Origin of the sequence: Longimicrobium sp. (assembly GCF_036399935.1) — a bacterium.
Classification (GTDB): Bacteria; Gemmatimonadota; Gemmatimonadetes; order Longimicrobiales; family Longimicrobiaceae; genus Longimicrobium.
The window spans coordinates 25,088-44,065 of the sequence record NZ_DASWMD010000063.1; the positions used below are offsets into that span (position 1 = coordinate 25,088).

Consider the following 18,978-nt stretch of genomic DNA (forward strand, 5'->3'; position numbering starts at 1 on the left):
ATAGCGGGGGCGGGATTCGAACCCGCGACCTTCGGGTTATGAGCCCGACGAGCTACCAGGCTGCTCCACCCCGCGGCCATGGACAACGCAGAGAGTGTGTTTGAAGCCAGATACTTGGGTATCGGTGGGTGCCATCCCCTCGGTTTCCGCGATGTCAATCAAGACTCCGCGTCTGCCTTGGGCTCAGGCCCCGGCTTCAGAACTATCGGCTCAAACGTGAAGCTCTCTGCGCCGTCACGCAATGAATGTATCAGCGCTCTAAGTTTTTGTCAACCAACCGCTTAGCGCTTCGCCACGATGCGGGACAGGATCTCGCCCGCCAACTCCCGGTTGTAGTCGGCCCGGCCTTCGCGCACCCGGACGAATACCTCGGAGCTCGCGTTGGTCTCGCGCTCGATGGCTACGACCACCTCGGCGGTGCCGCGCCGGCCGTTGATGGTGATGTCGTTGCCCAGCGCCGAGCCGCCGCGACCGGTCCGGCCCTGCCGGTCCGTCAACTCGATGCCCATTTCCTCGAACACGGCGGCCGTGGACTCGAACACCTCAGGGACCTGGGCGTGCACCAGGGCCGTGGCACCGCGTCCCGTGTAGCCGATGCCGCCGGCGGCGCCCACGGCCGTCGGGGCGCACGCGGCCGCCACGAGGCAGAACAGGGCCAGGCCGATCCGGGTTGCCGATCGGGGGGTTGCACGCATTGTCATTCTCCTGGAGGATGGCTGGATGCTCGGGGTGGAACGTTCATGCCGCGCAGACCGTGACGGATCTCGCGCGCAGGTCGCGAGAACGCACGGGGCGCGGAGGATCATCCGGCCCCGTCGTTGCTTGTACAATGCGCGGGTGCGAACACGATGGCAACAGGGACGAGCGATGACGAGCGCAGCGGCGACGGCGGGCGGGGAGGGGTGGACGCACCACGAGGCGGTGGTGAACAACGTCCGGCTGCACTGGGTACAGGCGGGCGAGGGGCCGCTGGTGATCCTCCTTCACGGGTTTCCGCAGTTCTGGTGGGCGTGGCGCTGGCAGATCCCGGCGCTGGCGGCCGCGGGCTATCGCGTGGTCGCGCCTGACCTGCGCGGCTACAACCTGTCGGAAAAGCCTGCGCGCGTGGCGGCGTACCGCATCGAGCAACTGATGGCGGACGTGGTGGGGCTGGTCCGGCACCTGGGAGTGGACAAGGCGCACGTGGTCGGCCACGACTGGGGCGGGGTGATCGCCTGGTGGATGGGAATGCTGGCGCCCGCGCAGGTGGACCGCCTGGTGATCCTGAACGCGCCGCACCCCAGGGCGTTCGCCCGGGAGCTGATGACGCCCGACCAGATGCTGCGGTCGTGGTACGCCGCGGCCTTCCAGCTGCCCATCCTTCCGGAGGCGGCGTTCCGGCGCGGCGATTTTGCGCTGCTCGAGCGCATCTTCCGGGGCGAGGCGGTGCGGCCCGGCGCGTTCAGCGACCAGGACATCCAGCTGTACCGCGAGGCCGCGGCGCGCCCGGGCGCCATCAAGGCCATGCTCGACTACTACCGCGCGGCGGCCCGCCACTCGTCCCCCCGCTCCCGCAGGATCGCGCTGCCCACGCTGGTGATCTGGGGCGACCGCGACCCGGCGCTCTCGGTACGGCTGACGCACGGGCTTCAGAAGTGGGTTCCCGACATCCGCGTGGAGCACCTTCCTGAGGCGAGCCACTGGGTGATGGAGGAGTTTCCGGACCGGGTGAACGAGCTGCTGCTCGGGTTCCTGCGCGAGGGGGCGAGTTCGCATGCGTAGGACTCGTCGCGCCACGGTCCGGGCATGAAGCGCGAGCTGGCGCGCAAGGCGATCCACGTGTCGTCGACGGCGCTGCCGCTGCTGGTGTGGCTGGTGCCGCGCCCCGTGGCGCTGGCGATGCTGCTGCCCGGTGCAGCGATCGCGCTGGGGGTAGACCTGGCGCGGCACCGGCACCGCGGCTTTCGCTACCAGTTCCTTCGCCGCACGCGCACCATGCTGCGCACACACGAGCGTCACGGGCTGGCGGGGGCCACGTACATGGCCGTCGCCTACGCCGCGGCGCTGGTGCTCTTTCCCAAGCCGGTCGCCGTCGCCGCGATGCTGTTCAACGGCCTGGGCGACGCGGCGGCGGCGCTCGTCGGCAAGCGGTGGGGGCGGCACCGCACGTCGTGGGGCAAGAGCTGGGAAGGGTTCGCGGCGGGGCTGGTGACGGACCTGGGGGTGGCGGGCGCCGTCTGCCTGGTGGCCCCGTCGGTGCCGTTCGCGGCCGCCGCGTTCGGGGCGCTCGTGGCTTCCACGGTGGAGTTCGCCCCGCTGCCCGTAGACGACAACGTGCGCGTGACGCTCGTCGGAGGCGCGGCGATCGTGGTGGGAATGGTGCTGCTGGCGTAGTGCCGTGGGGCCCTCACCCGTCCTCGCTTATGCTCGTACACCCTCTCCCACAAACAGCGTGGGAGAGGGTGTACACTTCGGGATTGGATGCGCATCCAAGCCGTTGGTGCGCAACGACCTGTCATCCTGAGGCCAAGCCACGCCGCGCTTGCCCGTCCACGAGGCTACGCGGGCCGAAGGATCTTGCCGGCGTCGCTTCTCAACCCGGGCGCGGCAGCGGCCACTGATGCGTGGGGCCTCGGCTGAGCTGGGGCGAATGAATTCGCGGCAACGACGGCCCAAAGTCCGCCTTCGCGGACTGCATCCGCCCGCCGCGCTGACACGCGGCCCATTGAGGATGTGCGCCGAGAACGCAGAAGGGGGAAGCCGGAGGTTGCGTCGGAGTGCCAAGGCGCATCACACGCCGATCGTCGACTCATCGGTAACCCCCCAGAGCACCAGACTGGCGCCCTTCCCCCGCGGGGTTTTGCGGGGGGGGATGGGGGCGGTGCGGCAAGCGCCAGACACCGTCGTTCCGCCGTGGCTCCGGTCGCGTCTCGGGTCTGGGTGCTCGCTGCCGCGCCCGTGCTTCAAGGTGTCAGCCGCTAGATCCCTCGCCCCGCAACGTTTGGAGGGCGGGCCGGTACGGTGCGCTTGGGGCTCAGGATGACAGACCCCGCGCCCGCGTCGGCCGAAGCGCAATCGAATTCTCCCCTCTCCCGCTTGCGGGAGAGGGGCCGGGGGTGAGGGCAGCCGCGGAGTGCGCCGGACCCGGTCGAGACTCGTGCGGAACCCGCCCTGGCTCCGTTTCCGCCAAAGCGCACAATACCGGCTCCCTTCCCCCGCGCAGTTTGCGGGGGAAGGGCTGGGGATGGGGGGCGGCCGAGGCATGCGCCAAAGTCGGTCGAGACGCTCCGAGCCATCGTCGCCCGCCCGCCGCCTCACTTCTCCACGAGGATGCCCTTCCAGAACGCCACGTGGCCGGCGATTTTCTGTGCCGCGTCCTTGGGCTCCGGGTAGTACCAGGCGGCGTCGACGTTCTCCTGCCCGTCCACCACCACGGTGTAGTAGCTGGCCGTGCCCTTCCATCCGCAGACCGTGTGGGTTTCGCTGGGCCGCAGGTGCTCGCGCCGCACCGCGCCGGGCGGAAAGTACACGTTGCCCTCCACCACCTCGTACGCGTCGCTCTCCGCGATCACCACGCCGTTCCAGGTCGCCGTCGCCATCGTACACCTCTTCTGAAGTTCAGCGCGCCAGGATGCCCGCCGCGCGGTCCGCCGCGGCGTCCAGCGCCGTAAAGGGGAGCAGCTTGCCCGTGGCCGTCTCGTAGACGAACGCCCGCTGGCGCATGCGGTCTTCCGCCACCTGCTGGCCCTGCGGCGGCTCCAGCGCATAGACCAGGATGCGGCCGGGCCCGATGGCCTGGTGCTCCAGCAGCCGCATGGGAGGCCGGATCACCGGGCGAAGGTTGCGGCCCTCCAGGTCCGTCACGTACAGCGAGCGCGGGTCGCGGTCGTCCAGCTGCCCGTTGCCGTTGCCGTCCTCCATCGCCACCTGGTACGAAATCCAGTTCTGCGACGTGCTGGCCGAGGGATCGCGGGGGCGCGGATACCGGACCTCGGTGATGTAGGCGGCCCTGTCCAGCAGCAGGCGGGCACCCTGGTCGTCCAGGAACATCACGTTCACCATCGGCGCGCCCTTATGGCCCGCATAGCCACGCATGGCGAACTCGCGCACCAGATAGTCCCGGCCGTTCCCCACCATCGCGATCATCACGCTGCTGCCGCGGATGGAGTCGGGCATGCCCACGCGCACCGCCCGCGCCTCTTCCCGCGGCTGTCCGCTCTCCCTCGCCACGCGCACGGCGGCCTCGTCCGCGCCCATCGTGCGGATCCACCCCGTGACCGCCACCACGGCGAACACCAGCAGGAACCCGAGCAGCAGCACGCCGATGGCCAGCCAGATGGCTCGCAGGGCGCGGTCGACGGAAAGCTTCATCGCGGAGGGGGGGAAGTGGGGAACGGCGGGATGCACAGCACGCAAAGTGAAGCGGGGCGGGGGCCCCGGCAAGGAACCCCGCCCCGCTGCCCACGTCGCCACCGCGCGCCTACCGCGAAGGCGACGGCCGAAAGCGCTCCAGGAAGCGGGTGGCGTGCACCAGGTCGTAGTCGGGGTGCTCGTCCACGTACCGGCGCAGCAGCGGGCCGTGGCCGGTGCCCATGATCACCAGCACGCGCTCACCGGGACGCGCCACGCGGGTGACGTTGGCGAAGATCTTCAGGTTGCGCGCGTACCAGTCCGCCACCATCTCCGCACCCACGAACGAGGTGTCGTTGCCGATGGGGACGAAGTGCAGGTACAGCGACTCCAGGCTGTCGGTGGCGGGGCTGTTCTCCAGCCGCAGCACCTCGCCAAGCGGTGCGTCGGCGACGGCGGCGCTCTTTTCGGCCACCAGCTGCTGGATCATCCCGCCGATGCGCTGGGCGGCGTCGGCCTGCCCGTTCTGCGCGGCCCATCCCAGCACGGCGCCCACGTCCAGGTCCTGCTTGTGGTCCACCGCGTACACCCGCGCGTGCCCGAGCATGTTCGCCAGCCGAAAGCCGATCTGGTCGATCTCGTTGCGGCCGAGCGCGATCTCGCCCCGCCGATAGGCCGCGTACCGCGCGTTGATGGCGGAGTCGCCCGCCACCGGCACCTCCACGGCGATGCGCGTGGGCCGGAACTCGGCGAGCGCCGCGGCCAGCGCGGCGATCTCCGCCTGGCGTCGTTCAGCCAGCACGTCGTCCACCCGGGTGTTGCTGTAGTCCTGCCCGGGATTGTCCCAGTGCGGCGTGCCCAGGACCATCACCTGGGCGCGGGGCGCCGTCTGCGCGGACGCGCCGGTGGCCAGCGCGAGCGCGGCCAGCAGGGCGGGGAGAGTGCGGGTGCGTGCGGCGGCCTTGGGCGGCATGGGATCAACGTCTCCGTGGACGGGTTTTCTGACGATGGAGATCGGGCGACGAGGGGAGTACGCGACGCGGACGGGGATGGTTTCCGCCATCGGCCGGGTCGATCGACCCAGGGGAAACCCGCGGCCGGCACGATCCGTACGGAGACCACGGGGAGCCCCGGACGGGAGCCGCCACGAAGGGAGGAACCTTCGCCGTGCCGGTCGGTATGACCCGTCGGCCCCAGACGGCGCCCCGCGAAAGATGCACGGCGGGGCCGTTGACGGGCCGGGCGGGGCGCTCTACCTTGTGCGCCCCAACAGTCACAAACCCCAACCTTCTGGCGTTTTCACGCATGACTCGCTTGCACCCTCACGGCGGTACGGACCTGCCCGGCTTCATCCGGGTACGGCTTCGCATGCCCGTGGCGGCGGCATGCGGGCCAGGGGGCGGCACGCGAAGCGCGTAGGCATCCGCCACGCGCAGAAGCAGCCGCCGCCCGGACGCTCTCTCAGCGCCGGGCGGCTTCGTTTCGGCCTGCGGCAGACCTTTTGCAAGTCCGAACCGATCCGCGCTCGCGCGGACGGCGGACCTTTCAGGAAGAGCACGTGAAGAACGACGACATGGCTACGACGCAGCGAAAGGCAACTCGCAAGCGCAAGCGGCAGGCACCCAGCCTGGACGCGGGCTTCGCCGTCGCCGCCGAGGACCAGAGCAGCCTGGACCAGTACCTGAAGGAGGTCAGCACGCACTCGCTGCTGACCCCCCCGCAGGAGATCGAGCTGGGCAAGCGCGCGCAGGCGGGCGACGAGATCGCCGTCGCCGAGCTGGTGCGCGCCAACCTGCGCTTCGTCATTTCCGTCGCCAAGAAGTACCAGAACCGCGGCGTCTCCCTGGCCGACCTGATCCAGGAGGGCAACGTGGGGCTGGTGACGGCCGCGCGGAAGTTCGATCCCGACCAGGGGGTGAAGTTCATCTCCTACGCCGTGTGGTGGATCCGCCAGGCCATCCTGTCGGCGCTGGCCAACCAGGGGCGCAGCGTGCGCGTGCCCCTGAACCGCGCCAGCGACCTGGCCAAGATCTTCCGCGAGCGCGAGCGGCTGAAGCAGGAGCTTCGGCGCGACCCCACGCCGCAGGAATTGGCCGAGGCCACCAGCCTGTCGGTGGACATCGTCGAGAGCCTGCAGACGCTGAACGCGGCCGAGATCCGCCTGGACGCCCCCATCGGCGACAGCGACGACAGCCAGCTGATGGACCGCTTCGTGGCCGACTCGGCCATCGAGACGGAGGACGAGGTGGAGGAGCGCCTGCTGTCCGAGCGCATCGACAAGGCGCTGGGCACGCTGCAGCCGCGCGACGCCAAGGTGCTGAAGCTGTACTTTGGCCTGGAGGGCGGGCGCGAGCACACGCTCGAGGAGATCGGCGACATCTTGGGCGTTACGCGCGAGCGCATCCGCCAGCTGCGCGACCGCGCGCTCAAGCGGCTGCGCGAGGGCGAGATGGGCGACGCGCTGGCTTCGTTCGCGGCCTGATGCGCGGGCATCCCCTCCCGGTCCGGTCGTTCACGGCACCTCTCCATCCGGAGGGGTGCCGTCGTCTTTTCACCCGAAGCCGTCACGTCGCGGACGGCGTATCCCCTATGAAGGCTTCATGCTGACGGGCACGGTTCGCAGGGCGCAGGGCGGGTTGTACGAGGTGGAAACCCCGGACGGGGTGATCGAGGCGGTGCTGCGCGGCCGGTTGAAGCGCGAGCAGCGCACCGGCGAAAAGGTGGTCGTGGGCGACCGCGTCGACGTACAGCGCGAGGGCACGGGCGAGGAGGAGGAGGCCTGGACCATCGAGAACGTGCACGAGCGCACCACCGTCCTGGCCCGCAAGGCGCCGGGCAAGGCGCCGCGCGCCAAGGCCATCGTCGCCAACGTCGACCAGGTGCTGGTGGTGTTCGCCGCCGCGAAGCCCGATCCCCACCTGCGCATGCTGGACCGCTTTTTGGTGATCGCGGAGTCCAGCGACATCGCCCCGCTGATCATCGTCAACAAGGTGGACCTCACGGGCATCGACGCGGCGCGGGCGATCTTCGCCCACTACGAGCGGGCCGGGTACACGGTGATGTACACGGCGGCCAAGGCGGGGCTGGGGGTGGCGGAGATGGGCGAGGCGCTGTGCGGCCGCCTGTCGGCGCTCACCGGGCCGTCGGGCGTGGGCAAGAGCAGCCTGCTGAACGCGGTGCAGCCGGGGCTGGGGCTTCGCGTCGCGGCCATCAGCGAGGCGGTGAACAAGGGCCGGCACACCACGGTGACGGCGCAGCTGATTCCGCTGGAGTGCGGCGGCTGGGTGGCCGACACGCCGGGGCTTCGCGAGCTGGGGCTGTGGGAGATCGACCGCGACCAGCTCCACTTCTACTTCCCCGAGTTCGAAAACCTGCTGGACGACTGCCGCTATCCCGGCTGCACGCACACGCACGAGCCCGGCTGCGCGGTGCGCGCCGCCGTGGACGCGGGGCAGATTCATCCCGGGCGCTACGACAGCTACCGCCGGATGTACGCCGGCGAGCAGGAAGAGGGCGGCTGGGACGGCTGACCCCGAAGCCGGACCTGGACGCACTCCGCTACGAACCCTCCGGCGGCCTGCCGCGGGAGGGTTCGTTGCCGTGTTACGGTTGCAGTGTGCTGATGTGACCTCCGCGCGGGCACCTCGTCTTCTCCGCAAGCGCCGGCAAATCACCGGCAGACACACCAAGAGAGACGAGCAGACACATGTTCAAGCACGCGACGGGGATCCTTCTCCTGCTCGCCGCGCTGGCCCTCGCCGCGTGCGAGGGCGGCACGGGGAGCGACCAGGCCCGGCTTTCCATCCGCCTGACCGACGCGCCCGGCGACCTGGCGCAGGCGTGGGTCAAGATCGACCGCATCTACCTGCAGGGCTCGGCAGCCGACAGCACCGGCGGCCGCACCGACGTGCTGACGGCGCCCACCGGCTGGGTGGACCTGCTCACCCTTTCCGGCGGCCGCACCGCCGAGCTGGTGAACGGGGCCGTCGTCCCCGCCGGCCGCTACTCGGAGCTTCGCTTCGTGGTCTGCGAGGCGTACGTGGTCACCAGGACGGGCGCCGTGCACGCCACCAAGGACGCCGAGCTGCCCGCCGGCGTGGCCGCCACCGGCCAGCTGCAGCTTCCGTCGGGGTGCTCCAGCGGCATCAAGGTGAAGTTCCCCGGCGGCGACGACGCGGTGGAGCTGGAGAGCGAGTCCGCCATCATGACGGTGGACTTCGACGTCACCCAGAGCTTCGGGCACCAGGCCGGCAACTCGGGGCGCTGGGTGATGCACCCGGTGCTGCGGGCCACCGGCGTCGGCTTCGCGGGCGGCATCACCGGTGCCGTGTCGCTGGCCCAGGGCGTTACGCTGCCCGCGTGCGGCGGCTCCGCCGTGACTCTGCAGGCGTTCACGCCGCGCGCCCTCGCCGGCGCCGACTCGCTGAACGCCACCGTGGGCACGGACGCGCGCTACCGCATCACCGCCGGGCCCGGGACGTACACCATGACCTACGTGCCCGTGGTGGGCTACACCAACGGCGACTCGCTGAAGGTGACCGCCGCGCCCAGCGCGCCGACGGTAACGGTGGCCTCCGGCGCCACGGCCACGGCGGACTACAGCATCACCGCCGCCACCTGCAAGGCCAAGCCCGCGGGCTGATCTCCCCGCTCGCGGACGGAAGCACGCCAGGATCGGCGCGGCCCCCACGGCCGCGCCGATCGTCGTTTCAGGAGCTGGTGGGGTGGTGCGCGCCCAAGGCGCCATCGCGTCGAAGGGAACGGATTGTTCGCGCGCGCCGGTTGAGTTACCTTGGGCGAACTCGCCACAGCAGCGTCCATCCGCGGCCCCGCTCGGCCGCGCCCCCGCTGCACCGCCGCCCGCCCTTCCCCGCGCCCATGGATCTTCGGGACGCCATCATCCGCGTGTACGAAAGCACCGACATGGCCTCCGCGGTGCGCGCGGCCGCGGCGGCGCTGCCGGACGACGTTTCGGCGTGCGCGGTGTGGGTGGACGGGTCCGGAAGCCGCCGGGCCGCCGTTCCCGAGGGGGTGAGCGTATCGGCCGACCTGGCCCGCGCCGCCCGCGAGGCGCCCTGTCCCGTGGTGCATCCCCTCTCCCCCGCCTTTCCCGAAGACGCCGCCGACCATCCCGGCGACTCCGCGCTGGTCCTGCCGCTGTCCGACAACGGTTCCGGCCCGGGACCCGCGGGCGCCGTGCTGCTGCTGGCCCCGCCGCGCGCGTTCCCGGCGGACGCGGCGTGGCAGCCGCTGGCGGCGGCCCTGGGGCAGGTGGCGGCGCGGATGGCGCGGGCCGCGGCGCTGGAGGAGGAGCGCGAGACCTACCGGCGGCGGGCGGAGGAGAGCGAGGCGCTTCACGTGCTGGGGCTGGCGGCCAACCGCACGCTGGACCCCGACGAGGTGCTGAACATGGTGGCGCGCTTCACCCGCACGCTGCTGGGCGCCCACTACGTGACGGTGAACGCCACGCAGGGCGGTCGCATCCGCACCCTGGCCGCGGCGGGGCTGCGCGCACCGGAGGGCACCGGCGACGATCCGTTCGCGGCGCGGGTGACCGACGCGGGCAAGCCGCTGACGCTGCGGGCGGGCGAAGACGGCCCCGCGCCCGAGCCCTTTCACGCCGCGGAGGGGATGCGCGTGGCGCTGGGCGTGCCCCTGGCGCTGTTCGGCGAAACCTTCGGGGCGCTGGTGATCGGGTACCGCCGCGCCTACGAGATCACCTCGCGCGACACCCGGCTGGCGCTCACGCTGGCGGGGCACGCGGCGGTGGCCATCAGCAATGCGCGGCTTCACGAGGCGCTGGCGGGGCGATCGCAGGAGCTGGAGCGCGCGAACGAGGAGCTGCAGTGGAGCGCCGCCGCCAAGGACCGCTTCTTCGCCTCGGTCAGCCACGAGCTGCGCACGCCGCTGAACGCCATCCTGGGATACAACGCGCTGCTGCTGGACGGGGTGGTGGGCCAGGTGCCCCCCGAGTCGCAGGCGTTCCTGCAGCGCGCGCAGCGGGCCACGCACAACCTGCTGTTCCTGGTGAACGACGTGCTGGACCTTTCCAAGATGGAGGCTGGCAAGCTGGAGCTGGTCATCCAGCCCGTGTCGCTGTACGAGGTGGTCGACGAGGCCATGTCCACCGTGGAGCCGCAGGCCCGGGAGAAGGGGCTGGTCGTCGCGGTGACCCCCGCGGTTCCGCTCCCCCCCGTTTCGGCCGACGCCGACCGGGTGCGCCAGATCCTGGTGAACCTGCTTTCCAACGCCATCAAGTTCACGGACCGGGGCACGGTCAGCGTCTCCCTGGCACGGGTGGACGACGCGGACGAGGGCGAGCCCCGGCGGTGGGCGGAGCTGCGGGTGAGCGACACGGGCCCGGGGATCGCGCTGGAGGACCGCGAGCGCATCTTCCACGAGTTCGAGCAGGTGTCGGGCGCGGCGGCGCGGGGCGGCACGGGGCTGGGCTTGCCCATCTCGCGCAAGCTGGCGCGGCTGCTGGGCGGCGAGCTGCGGGTGGAAAGCCAGCCCGGGCGCGGCTCCACGTTCATCCTGCGGCTCCCGGCCGATGGTTGACGCAGCGGTGACCCGCCGGGCCGCGGGAACCCACGACGCGCACGGGCTGTCGGAGCGGGCGGCGCAGGAAGAGGGGCTGGGACGCTGGGACGCCGCGGCGCGCCTGTACGCGCTGACCTTCCGCGCCTCGGTGATGGACCGCGATCTGGGCGCGGCGGCGGACGCCCTGCGCGGCCAGGCCCGGGTGCGCAACCAGCAGCGCCGCCACGAAGAGGCCGAAGAGCTGGCACTGCTCAGCCTGGAGATCGCCGAGCGGAACGAGCTGCCCCAGGCGGCCGCCCGCGCGCTCAACGTGCTGGGAGTGATCCGTCACTCCACGGGCGACTGGGCGGGCGCCCGGCCGCTGTACGCGCAGGCGCTGGACCGGGCGCTGGACCTGGGCGACGACGATTTGGCGGGGCTCGCGTGCCAGAACGCGGGGGTGATCGCCCACCATCGCGGCGAGCTGTACGACGCGCGCACGCTGTACCTGGAAAGCATCGGCTCGTTCGTGCGCTCCGGCAACAGCGTCAACTGCATGAACGCCTACCACAACCTGGGCATCGTCAGCGTATACCTGGGCGAGTGGCTGGAGGCGGAGGTGTTCTTCAGCCGGGGGATCGAAATCGGCGAGCGGACGTCGAACGCCCCGGGGCTGGCGCGGCTGTACATGAACCGCTCGCACCCCCTGATCCAGGTGGACGAGCTTTCCCGCGCCATCGCGACGGTGAACCGGGCCGAGGAAGAAGCCAGGATGGTGGAGGACCGCGCCACGCTGGCCGACGTGGAGCGGTTCCGCGGCATGCTGGCCCGGATGGAGGGCCGGGTAGCCGAGGCGGAGTCGCACCTGTCGAGGGCGCTCGCGATGAGCGAGGGGGAGGGGACGGGCTTCGTGCGCGGCGGGATTTTCTGGGAGCTGGCCCGGCTGCGCGCCGGGCAGGACCGCCCCGGTGATGCCCGCAGCTTCTACGGCCGGGCGGCGGCGGCGTTCGGGGCGGTGGGGGCGCGGTACTACGAACGGGCGGTGACGGGCGAGCTGGAGGCACTGGCCCGGTAAGCGCAGCGCGTGCCGGCGGGCGGAAAATCTTTCTCGGGACGCGCCGGACCCGCGCGGTTTGGTGCCCCCGGGAGAGTGGCGCCGATGCGGCACGGGGATTGCCTTTCCTCGGGGCCGAAATCAGCCCTGTGGGAACGTTGTAAAGGAGGACCGTATGAGCCGCACGCGCATCATCTCGGCGATCGCACTCGTCATTTCCGTTGCCGCTTGTGGCGACGCCGGCGGCAACCCTGTAGCTCCGGACGGTCCCAGCTTCGACAGCGGCCCCATCCTGGGGGGAAACCGCACCGGCTCCGATTCTACGACGACGACCACGACGTCGAGCACCACCACCACCGAGCCGGACTCTACCGGCTACAGCGGCCCCATCCTGGGCGGCAACTGAAGAGACGTCGGCTGTCCTTTGCAACGGACGGAGGCCCGCGGGAGCGAATCCCGCGGGCCTCTCTGTTTCCGCCGGGGCTGCATTCGGTTGCAGGCGGGCGGCGGTATGCACGAAAGTTGGGCAATGTGCAAAGTTTGCACAATGTTCACGCCGTAGACCCGGGGGCGGGCGCCAGGTAGCCGCGGGCGACCGCCTCGTCCAGCAAGCGCACCACGGCGGGCCAGAGTTCCGGCGCGCCCTGTTGGATGGGCGCCATGCGGACCATCACCTGGTCGTGCGTCACCCGGTGCTGGCGCCAGCTTCCGCCCTCGCCGCCGAAGTTGAGCAGCAGCGGCTGCAGCCGGTCCAGCGCCACGGCGAACCGCGCGTCGGCCGAGGCGCCGGACTCGAACTCCTCCCACAGCCCCCGCAGCTCGTTCGCCTGCTCCGCCGGCAGCAGCCCGAAGATGCGCTCCGCCGCCGCCCGCTCGCGCTCTTCCTTGCCCACGTTGGCGTCTGCGTCGTAGCAGAAGGCGTCTCCCGCGTCGATCTCCACCACGTCGTGCACCAGCACCATCTTCAGCACGCGCGACAGGTCGATGCCCCCCGGCGCGTGCTCCGCCAGGACCACCGCGCAGAGCGCCAGGTGCCACGAGTGCTCGGCACTGTTTTCCTGCCGCGCCGCGTCCAGCACGCGCGTCTGCCGCAGGATGCCCTTCAGCCGATCCAGCTCCATGATGAACGCCAGCTGCTGGCCCAGCTTCGGGTCGAGGCCGGGGATCATTCTTCGTCCTGGTCCGCGATCCTCCGCTCGCGCCGGCGTTCGGCGGCGGCGTGAAGGCGGCGGTCCTCGTCGGTCTCCAGGATCAGCGGGGGGACGACGGCTGGCTTTCCGTTCAGCTTGTCGAGCGCCACGTACGTGAGGTAGCAGATGTTGGTGCACCGGCGCCGCCCCGTCTCGATCTGCTCGGCCTCCACCGTCACCATCACCTCCATCGACGTGCGCCCCACGTGCGTCAGCCGGCCGTGCGCCTCCACGAAGTCGCTGGCGTAGATGGGCTCGCGGAACTCCACGCGATCCACCGCCACCGTGACGACGGGAGACCGCGCATGGCGCCGTGCCACCACGCCGCCGCACTTGTCCACCAGGGCCAGGATCTCGCCGCCGAACACGTTTCCGTGGTGGTTCAGCTGGTCCGGCATCATGCTCTCCGAGAGCGTGGACGCGGACTCGCGCGCCGTCTTGCCCGCGGGTGTATCGTTCTCTGCCATCTTTGCTCGAGCCGTTCAGGGTTCGCCCGCAACCTATCGGATGCGGCGCCGGGCCGCACGCGGCGGCGCTCGCCGGGAGAAAACGGAGAGGGGCGGACCGATCTCCCGGTCCGCCCCTCGCGCACTCCGTCGCCGGCCGACCGCTACGGCTGCGACGCGACTACGGGCGCCGCCGATTTCGCGCCGGCGTCCTGGATCGCCGCCGCGCCCGGGAGCCGCGCGGACGACGCCGTGTCCGCGGGGGCTGCCCGGCGCTCAGCGAGGTGCTGGCGCATCTCGGGCGAGCGGGCGGCCAGGTCGCCCATCTCCGACCCCCAGACGCGGCGGTTGAGCACCAGCGTTTCGCCGGCGCGGACGGTCACCGTCCCCAGGTCGATCCACACCGGCTCGCCATCAGCGCTCGTGACCTCGATGCGCACCGGGTGCTCGCCGGGCGCCAGCGTCATGCGCGCCACGGACACGCGGTCGGGAAGGAGCGACCAGCTGCGGGTGTCCGCACGTTCCAGGTGGTTGCTCGCAAGATTGCTCAGCCGGCCCAGGATCCATCCCACCGCCTCGCCGCCCTGCTTCTCGCCCTTGGCTTCGACGGCGCGCGTCAGCATGAACTTTCCCGCGCCGCGCACCACCGTCCTCATCAGCGCGGCCCGGCGCGCCTGCTCCCAGCGGGTGAGCATGGCGGCGGACAGGTCGCCCGTCACCGGCGCGTCCACCACCTGGTCGCCCACCACCAGCCGCACGGTGGGCGCCGAGCACGATTCCAGGCGGTACACCGGCCACGACAGCTTCATGATGTAGGCGCCGTCCAGCGCGTCGGCCACCTGCTGAAGGGCGTTCTCTTCCCACGCCTCGCCCCACTGCGCCTGGTCGGCCAGGTTGACGGCGGTGTGGATGAGCACGTTGGCCAAGGCCTCGGGATCGCCCTCGGCCAGGCTGTCGGCCTCTTCGGAAAAGATGGGCACGTGGATGTCGGCGTGGCCGCGGTGGGCCACCCACCCGTGCTCCACCAGCACGACGAGCTCGCCCGCCGCGCTGTCCGCCGCCGCGGCCGAAAGCCGGTAGCGCGCCGCCGCCGAATCCGCCACCTGTGGCACGCCCGTGCGCACCGCCGAGCGGTACAGCCACTCGCCCAGGTCGGGCGGGGCGGCCGCGCCGCCGCACGCGTCGAAGGCGCGCTCGGCCTGGCGGAAGGAGACCAGCGCGTCGTTGTGCGCCCCCGCCCGCCCGAACGACAGGCCGGCCACGTACTGCACCAGTCCCTCGCCCGCGCAGGGGTCCGCCGCGCCCGCGTCGCGAAGCCGGGCGAAGAACGCCCCCGCCCGGCGGGCCTCCACCGCCGCGCCCTCTGCCTGGCCCAGCGCCAGGTGGTTGAGCATGCGGTAGTACGGCACCATGGCCCGCTCCGCCGTGGGCGGCACGTACGCGATGGAGGCGTCGTTCACCAGCAGCGCCGCGGCGGTCTGCGACAGGCTCTGCGTGTAGCGCCGCTCGGCCTCGTCGTCGGCCCAGGCGAGCGCCTGGTTGCTTTCTTCGTACTTTCCGGCCTGGTGAAGCGCCACCGCCAGCTGAAGGTGGCGCACCAGGGGATCGCGCGGGGCGCCGCGCCCATGGAGCATCTCCACCGCGCTGTCGGCCGCGCCCGACATCACGTAGTGCCGCAGCCATGCGTCGCCCTCGCCCAGCGTCTGGCTGGCCAGGGGCGAGCCCTCGGGCAGCGTTTCGGGCGCGGGGCGGGCGGGGTAGCGGCTTCCCGGCGCGCATGCTGCCAGGGCCGCCCCAACGGCGGCGAAGGCGAGCGTGCGCCGGGCGCGGCGTGCGGTGTTCATCTGCCGCGCTCGAGAACGATGATCCGCTGGCGCGCCTCGATCATGGCGCCCGACAGGTGCGCGTACGCCTCGCCGTGGGCCCGGATGCGCTCCAGCTCCATCTGGTGAAGGAACAGCTGGTAGCGGATCTGCGCCTCGTACGGCCGCAGCGCCTTGTCGAGCGCGCGGGCGATCTTGAGCGTGGTCTCGGGATTTTCCGGGTCCACCAGGTCGGCGCGGTCGTAGCGGTCCAGGGCCTCGTCGAAGCGGCCGGCCAGCGCCATCTCGTCGCCCTCGCGCAGCAGCGCCGCGGCGCGGGCCCGTGCCACGCCCTCGCTGGACGCGTCGGCGCGCGAGGCCACCAGCCGCAGCCCCTGCGGCTCGCGGTAGGCATAGCTCCGCACCATGCCGTCTTCCAGCGTGACCATCGCCACCGGTGCGACCACGTCCGACGGGTTCACGCCGTCGCGGGCCGCCAGCGTGGTCACCCGCCCGCCGCCGCGCACGTCCCAGGCGGCCAGCGAGCTGCGGGTGGCGGCCAGCACCTGCTCGCGGGTCATCCCCACGGCCAGCTCGCCGCGGGTGATGGCGTCGCAGACGGCGCCCGAGCAGCTGGCCAGGGCGGCCTGGGCGTTCCGGTCGCTTTCCTGGGCGATGCGCTCGCGCTCGGCCCGGCCCTCGGCGCGGGCGTCGGCCACCACCTCGTCGGCGCGCGAGGGAACGACCTGGCCGTTGCGGTAGATGGGCCGCACGGGGTCCATCCGCGGGGCGCACGCGGCGGCGCCCAGCAGCAGGAGGACGAAGGGAGAATGCTTGATCATGGACCTGCCCTTTCGTGCGGGGATCAAAGGCGGAAGCGCGGGCGCTCGACCATCTTCTTGATGCGGTGCTGCCCGGTCCACACCTTTTCGTTGGTCTCGATGTCCACCAGCGTGGCGTCTACCTGGTAGTACACCACGCGGCGGCCGCCCTCGCGGTCTTCGATGGATTGCACGTCGCCCTGCAGCATGAAGTTGGCGCCGCGCTCGCGGGCCAGCCGGGCGCGCGTGTCGGCCGTGGCGTTCTCCTGCTGGTCTTCGCGCTCGGCGCGCACCTCGCCCCGCTCGTCGGCGCTGGCCACCACCTGCACCTGGCCGCTGGACAGGTAGGCGCGCTCCAGGTCGCGCACGAAGGTGCCGACGGCGATGTGCTCCATGCTGGCGTTGCGCACGGTGCCCACGATCACGATGGGGCGGCGGCCGGCGTGGGCCTGCATGTAGCGCACGGCCCAGTCGCCGCCGCGGTTGGCGTCGAAGCTTTCGCGGATCAGCGCGTCGGCCACCAGGCGGCTGTCGGCGTCGTTCCAGCGGCCGCTGAGGTCGATCTGCTGCTCGGGGCTCACGCGGGTCACCTGCGTGGCGCAGCCGCCGAGCGCCATCAGGCCTGCCAGCGCCAGGGTGGCGAGGGGGCGGGCACGGGTCGTCATCATTGGGGTCTCCGCTCCGGGTTCTGCTCGGGATGCTCGTTCTGGGGATGGGACGGGAAGGAGTTCCACCCGCGCTTCGAGAAGGGCATTCCGCATACCTGCTGCAATCTAAAACGGAAGCGGTTGATGCGGAATGATTTAGATTGGAGTGTCCTCCGTCCTCCCATCCCTCGCTGTCCTCGTTGAGAGACAGGCAGGTGCGGTGCAGTGGACGGCTTCAACGGCAGTTTCACGCAGAGGACGCAGAGGGAACAGAGAGGACGCGGAGGGCTACCGCCGTTCCTCTGCGTCCTCTCAGTCTTCTCTGCGTCCTCTGCGTGAAACGTCTTTTCAGTAGCCCGGCGGAATGCGCCGGTGCCAGTCGGTGCGCCGCTGCAGCTCGCGGCCGATGGCGATCAGCTTGCCTTCCGTCCACGCGCGGCCCGTCAAGGCGATGGACGTGGGCAGGTTCTCGCGCCCGAAGCCGTTGGGCATCGCGATCCCCGGAAGCCCCACCAGGTTGGCGGCGCCGCTGATGGGCTGCCCGCCCCAGGTGGCGTCTTTGTACGCGTCGTCGAAGTTGCCCGTGGCGGGGAACGCCACCGTGTTCCACGTGGGATGCACCAGCGCGTCGAAGCGTCCCTCCACGAACAGCCGGTCCAGCGCCTCGCCCGCGGGCCTGCGGACGCGCATGGCACGCAGGTAGTCCTTCGCCAGCACCACCTGTCCGGCGTACCCGCCCGTGCGGTCTTCCGGCGCGGTCAGCTCCTGCACGCGCCCGCTGGATACCAGCTCCTCGAAGATGCTGGCCGCCTCGGCGTCGATGATGATGGACGCCGCCGCGTTGTACGGGATGTCGGGCAGCTCCACGTCGCGCACCAGCTCCGCGAAGCCCGACAGCACCTCCAGCGACGCATCGAAGTTGCGGCGCACCTCGGGCTGCGAGCCTTCGGCGTTCCCCTTGAGCACGGCGATGCGCGGGCGCGGCGGAAGCCGGGTGTCCTGCGCCGCGCGGAAGGTGCGGTCCACCGTGCTCTCGTCGCGCGGATCCAGTCCCGCGATGGCCTGAAGCACCACCCCGCAGTCGTCCGCCGTGCGGCACATGGGGCCGATCTTGTCCATCGTCCACGACAGCGCCATCGCCCCGCGGCGGCTCACCCTTCCGTACGTGGGGCGCAGCCCGGTGACGCCCGACAGCGCGGCGGGGGCGAAGATGGAGCCCCACGTTTCGCTGCCCAGCGCGAACGGCACCAGCGCCGCGGCCACCGCGGCGCCCGGGCCCGTGGACGATCCGCCGCTCCAGTAGTCGCGGTTCCATGGCGTGCGGCCGGGCCCCGTAAACGACGCGTTCGCCTGCTCGTAGCCGAAGCCGCCGGCCAGCTCCACGCTCGCCAGCTTGGCCACCAGCACGGCACCCGCCGCCTTAAGCTTTTCCACCACGGCCGCGTCGGGAAGGCGCTGCTCGCGGTACGGCTGTGCGCCCCACGAGGTGGGGTATCCCTCGGCGCCCATCAGGTCCTTGGCGCCGTACGGCATTCCGTGCAGCGGCCCGCGGTAGCGCCCGGCGCGGATCTCGTCGCGCGCCTGGCGCGCCTCGGCCAGCGCGCGCTCGCGGGTGAGGGTCACCAGCGCGCCCAGGTCCGGCCCAAAGCGCTGAAGCCGGTCCATGTACGCCTCGGCCAGCTCCACCGGGTCGAGACGCCGGGCGCGAATGCCGGCGGCCAGGTCGGCCAGCGGCAGGTACAGCGTTTCGTCGGGGATCATCGCGGCGGCCCTCCCGCCACGCGGTAGACGAACGCGGGCTCGGCGGCGATCGGCAGCGGGTAGCGGCGCAGACGCTCGGCCGTGTCCAGCCCGCCGGCGATGCTGCGCCCCACCTTGGCCATCTGCTCGTCGTTCATCCGGTCGCCGTACTGCACGCGGATGGCGTCGGTCAGCGCGCGGGCCAGCGGCGAGGGCTGCTTCTCGTCGTTGGTGCCCTGCGGCGCGGCGGAGGGGGTGGCGGCCTGGCCCGTGGGCGCCGCCGCGGGTGCGGGTGCCTCGGCGGGCGGCGTAGTGGTGCACGCGGCGAGCGGCGCCAGGATGGGCACGGCCACGGCGGCCACGGCCGCCTTGGCGAAGCCGCGCCGGGTGAGTTCGGTCGGTTCGGTCATGGGTTCGAGATGTGGGTAGA

Annotated in this window: 19 protein-coding genes and 1 tRNA gene; 8 read left to right on the top strand and 12 right to left on the bottom strand. The window is 71.6% G+C overall.

The window, feature by feature from the left end:
- Nucleotide 1: 1 nt before the first annotated feature.
- Both VGB24_RS19285 and VGB24_RS19290 read right to left on the bottom strand, forming a co-directional pair.
- A tRNA-Met gene (locus VGB24_RS19285) sits at nucleotides 2-75 on the bottom strand.
- A 206-nt stretch (nucleotides 76-281) separates the two neighbouring features.
- Nucleotides 282-695 carry a hypothetical protein gene (locus tag VGB24_RS19290; RefSeq protein WP_331074577.1) on the bottom strand — a complete coding sequence of 138 codons (414 nt, stop codon included), beginning with the start codon at nucleotides 693-695 and terminating at the stop codon, nucleotides 282-284.
- A 172-nt stretch (nucleotides 696-867) separates the two neighbouring features.
- On the opposite strand from VGB24_RS19290, the gene VGB24_RS19295 reads away from it, so the two are divergent.
- Entirely contained in the window at nucleotides 868-1,761 is an 894-nt protein-coding gene (locus VGB24_RS19295; RefSeq protein WP_331074578.1) for an alpha/beta hydrolase, read from the top strand.
- Between the two features lie 24 nt (nucleotides 1,762-1,785).
- The gene (locus VGB24_RS19300) at nucleotides 1,786-2,373 is read left to right on the top strand and encodes a hypothetical protein (RefSeq protein WP_331074579.1); all 588 of its coding nucleotides are present in this window, start codon (nucleotides 1,786-1,788) and stop codon (nucleotides 2,371-2,373) included.
- Nucleotides 2,374-3,293: 920 nt separating this feature from the next.
- Here VGB24_RS19300 and VGB24_RS19305 read toward each other — a convergent pair.
- The 3 genes from VGB24_RS19305 to VGB24_RS19315 all read right to left on the bottom strand — a co-directional run bounded on the left by VGB24_RS19305 (nucleotide 3,294) and on the right by VGB24_RS19315 (nucleotide 5,302).
- Complete coding sequence (locus VGB24_RS19305) at nucleotides 3,294-3,578, bottom strand: DUF427 domain-containing protein (protein WP_331074580.1); 285 nt, start codon at nucleotides 3,576-3,578, stop codon at nucleotides 3,294-3,296.
- A gap of 19 nt (nucleotides 3,579-3,597) precedes the next feature.
- On the bottom strand, nucleotides 3,598-4,350 hold the full coding sequence (locus VGB24_RS19310; RefSeq protein WP_331074581.1) for a hypothetical protein: 753 nt from the start codon (nucleotides 4,348-4,350) through the stop codon (nucleotides 3,598-3,600).
- Between the two features lie 109 nt (nucleotides 4,351-4,459).
- Complete coding sequence (locus VGB24_RS19315) at nucleotides 4,460-5,302, bottom strand: DUF5694 domain-containing protein (RefSeq protein ID WP_331074582.1); 843 nt, start codon at nucleotides 5,300-5,302, stop codon at nucleotides 4,460-4,462.
- A gap of 585 nt (nucleotides 5,303-5,887) precedes the next feature.
- Here VGB24_RS19315 and VGB24_RS19320 point away from each other — a divergent pair.
- The 6 genes from VGB24_RS19320 to VGB24_RS19345 all read left to right on the top strand — a co-directional run bounded on the left by VGB24_RS19320 (nucleotide 5,888) and on the right by VGB24_RS19345 (nucleotide 12,308).
- Entirely contained in the window at nucleotides 5,888-6,811 is a 924-nt protein-coding gene (locus tag VGB24_RS19320; RefSeq protein ID WP_331022243.1) for an RNA polymerase sigma factor RpoD/SigA, read from the top strand.
- A 118-nt stretch (nucleotides 6,812-6,929) separates the two neighbouring features.
- Nucleotides 6,930-7,859 carry a ribosome small subunit-dependent GTPase A gene (gene rsgA / locus VGB24_RS19325; RefSeq protein ID WP_331022242.1) on the top strand — a complete coding sequence of 310 codons (930 nt, stop codon included), beginning with the start codon at nucleotides 6,930-6,932 and terminating at the stop codon, nucleotides 7,857-7,859.
- A gap of 176 nt (nucleotides 7,860-8,035) precedes the next feature.
- Entirely contained in the window at nucleotides 8,036-8,971 is a 936-nt protein-coding gene (locus VGB24_RS19330; RefSeq protein WP_331074583.1) for a DUF4382 domain-containing protein, read from the top strand.
- A gap of 236 nt (nucleotides 8,972-9,207) precedes the next feature.
- Nucleotides 9,208-10,887, top strand: coding sequence for a GAF domain-containing sensor histidine kinase (locus tag VGB24_RS19335; protein WP_331074584.1), 1,680 nt, complete (start codon nucleotides 9,208-9,210; stop codon nucleotides 10,885-10,887).
- The gene (locus VGB24_RS19340) at nucleotides 10,880-11,923 is read left to right on the top strand and encodes a tetratricopeptide repeat protein (RefSeq protein ID WP_331074585.1); all 1,044 of its coding nucleotides are present in this window, start codon (nucleotides 10,880-10,882) and stop codon (nucleotides 11,921-11,923) included. Before VGB24_RS19335 ends, VGB24_RS19340 begins: the two co-directional genes overlap by 8 nt.
- 154 nt (nucleotides 11,924-12,077) lie before the next feature.
- The gene (locus VGB24_RS19345; RefSeq protein WP_331074586.1) at nucleotides 12,078-12,308 is read left to right on the top strand and encodes a hypothetical protein; all 231 of its coding nucleotides are present in this window, start codon (nucleotides 12,078-12,080) and stop codon (nucleotides 12,306-12,308) included.
- Between the two features lie 145 nt (nucleotides 12,309-12,453).
- Here the strand turns inward: VGB24_RS19345 and VGB24_RS19350 are convergent, their stop codons facing one another.
- The 7 genes from VGB24_RS19350 to VGB24_RS19380 all read right to left on the bottom strand — a co-directional run bounded on the left by VGB24_RS19350 (nucleotide 12,454) and on the right by VGB24_RS19380 (nucleotide 18,958).
- The gene (locus VGB24_RS19350; RefSeq protein ID WP_331074587.1) at nucleotides 12,454-13,071 is read right to left on the bottom strand and encodes an HD domain-containing protein; all 618 of its coding nucleotides are present in this window, start codon (nucleotides 13,069-13,071) and stop codon (nucleotides 12,454-12,456) included.
- On the bottom strand, nucleotides 13,068-13,559 hold the full coding sequence (locus VGB24_RS19355; RefSeq protein ID WP_331074588.1) for an acyl-CoA thioesterase: 492 nt from the start codon (nucleotides 13,557-13,559) through the stop codon (nucleotides 13,068-13,070). The genes VGB24_RS19350 and VGB24_RS19355 overlap by 4 nt, the downstream gene beginning before the upstream one ends.
- Nucleotides 13,560-13,702: 143 nt before the next feature.
- Entirely contained in the window at nucleotides 13,703-15,382 is a 1,680-nt protein-coding gene (locus VGB24_RS19360; protein ID WP_331074589.1) for a hypothetical protein, read from the bottom strand.
- The gene (locus VGB24_RS19365) at nucleotides 15,379-16,182 is read right to left on the bottom strand and encodes a hypothetical protein (protein ID WP_331074590.1); all 804 of its coding nucleotides are present in this window, start codon (nucleotides 16,180-16,182) and stop codon (nucleotides 15,379-15,381) included. Before VGB24_RS19365 ends, VGB24_RS19360 begins: the two co-directional genes overlap by 4 nt.
- A 23-nt stretch (nucleotides 16,183-16,205) precedes the next feature.
- Complete coding sequence (locus VGB24_RS19370) at nucleotides 16,206-16,829, bottom strand: penicillin-binding protein activator LpoB (protein ID WP_331074591.1); 624 nt, start codon at nucleotides 16,827-16,829, stop codon at nucleotides 16,206-16,208.
- 327 nt (nucleotides 16,830-17,156) lie between these two features.
- Entirely contained in the window at nucleotides 17,157-18,569 is a 1,413-nt protein-coding gene (locus tag VGB24_RS19375) for an amidase (RefSeq protein WP_331074592.1), read from the bottom strand.
- Nucleotides 18,566-18,958, bottom strand: coding sequence for a hypothetical protein (locus VGB24_RS19380; RefSeq protein WP_331074593.1), 393 nt, complete (start codon nucleotides 18,956-18,958; stop codon nucleotides 18,566-18,568). Before VGB24_RS19380 ends, VGB24_RS19375 begins: the two co-directional genes overlap by 4 nt.
- Nucleotides 18,959-18,978 lie beyond the last annotated feature (20 nt).

Bases quoted from the DNA above. Each gene is read 5' to 3' on its own strand.
- VGB24_RS19290 (WP_331074577.1), bottom strand. From the start codon at position 695: ATGCGTGCAACCCCCCGATCGGCAACCCGGATCGGCCTGGCCCTGTTC.
- VGB24_RS19295 (WP_331074578.1), top strand. From the start codon at position 868: ATGACGAGCGCAGCGGCGACGGCGGGCGGGGAGGGGTGGACGCACCAC.
- VGB24_RS19300 (WP_331074579.1), top strand. From the start codon at position 1,786: ATGAAGCGCGAGCTGGCGCGCAAGGCGATCCACGTGTCGTCGACGGCG.
- VGB24_RS19305 (WP_331074580.1), bottom strand. From the start codon at position 3,578: ATGGCGACGGCGACCTGGAACGGCGTGGTGATCGCGGAGAGCGACGCG.
- VGB24_RS19310 (WP_331074581.1), bottom strand. From the start codon at position 4,350: ATGAAGCTTTCCGTCGACCGCGCCCTGCGAGCCATCTGGCTGGCCATC.
- VGB24_RS19315 (WP_331074582.1), bottom strand. From the start codon at position 5,302: ATGCCGCCCAAGGCCGCCGCACGCACCCGCACTCTCCCCGCCCTGCTG.
- rsgA (WP_331022242.1), top strand. From the start codon at position 6,930: ATGCTGACGGGCACGGTTCGCAGGGCGCAGGGCGGGTTGTACGAGGTG.
- VGB24_RS19330 (WP_331074583.1), top strand. From the start codon at position 8,036: ATGTTCAAGCACGCGACGGGGATCCTTCTCCTGCTCGCCGCGCTGGCC.
- VGB24_RS19335 (WP_331074584.1), top strand. From the start codon at position 9,208: ATGGATCTTCGGGACGCCATCATCCGCGTGTACGAAAGCACCGACATG.
- VGB24_RS19340 (WP_331074585.1), top strand. From the start codon at position 10,880: ATGGTTGACGCAGCGGTGACCCGCCGGGCCGCGGGAACCCACGACGCG.
- VGB24_RS19345 (WP_331074586.1), top strand. From the start codon at position 12,078: ATGAGCCGCACGCGCATCATCTCGGCGATCGCACTCGTCATTTCCGTT.
- VGB24_RS19350 (WP_331074587.1), bottom strand. From the start codon at position 13,071: ATGATCCCCGGCCTCGACCCGAAGCTGGGCCAGCAGCTGGCGTTCATC.
- VGB24_RS19355 (WP_331074588.1), bottom strand. From the start codon at position 13,559: ATGGCAGAGAACGATACACCCGCGGGCAAGACGGCGCGCGAGTCCGCG.
- VGB24_RS19360 (WP_331074589.1), bottom strand. From the start codon at position 15,382: ATGAACACCGCACGCCGCGCCCGGCGCACGCTCGCCTTCGCCGCCGTT.
- VGB24_RS19365 (WP_331074590.1), bottom strand. From the start codon at position 16,182: ATGATCAAGCATTCTCCCTTCGTCCTCCTGCTGCTGGGCGCCGCCGCG.
- VGB24_RS19370 (WP_331074591.1), bottom strand. From the start codon at position 16,829: ATGATGACGACCCGTGCCCGCCCCCTCGCCACCCTGGCGCTGGCAGGC.
- VGB24_RS19375 (WP_331074592.1), bottom strand. From the start codon at position 18,569: ATGATCCCCGACGAAACGCTGTACCTGCCGCTGGCCGACCTGGCCGCC.
- VGB24_RS19380 (WP_331074593.1), bottom strand. From the start codon at position 18,958: ATGACCGAACCGACCGAACTCACCCGGCGCGGCTTCGCCAAGGCGGCC.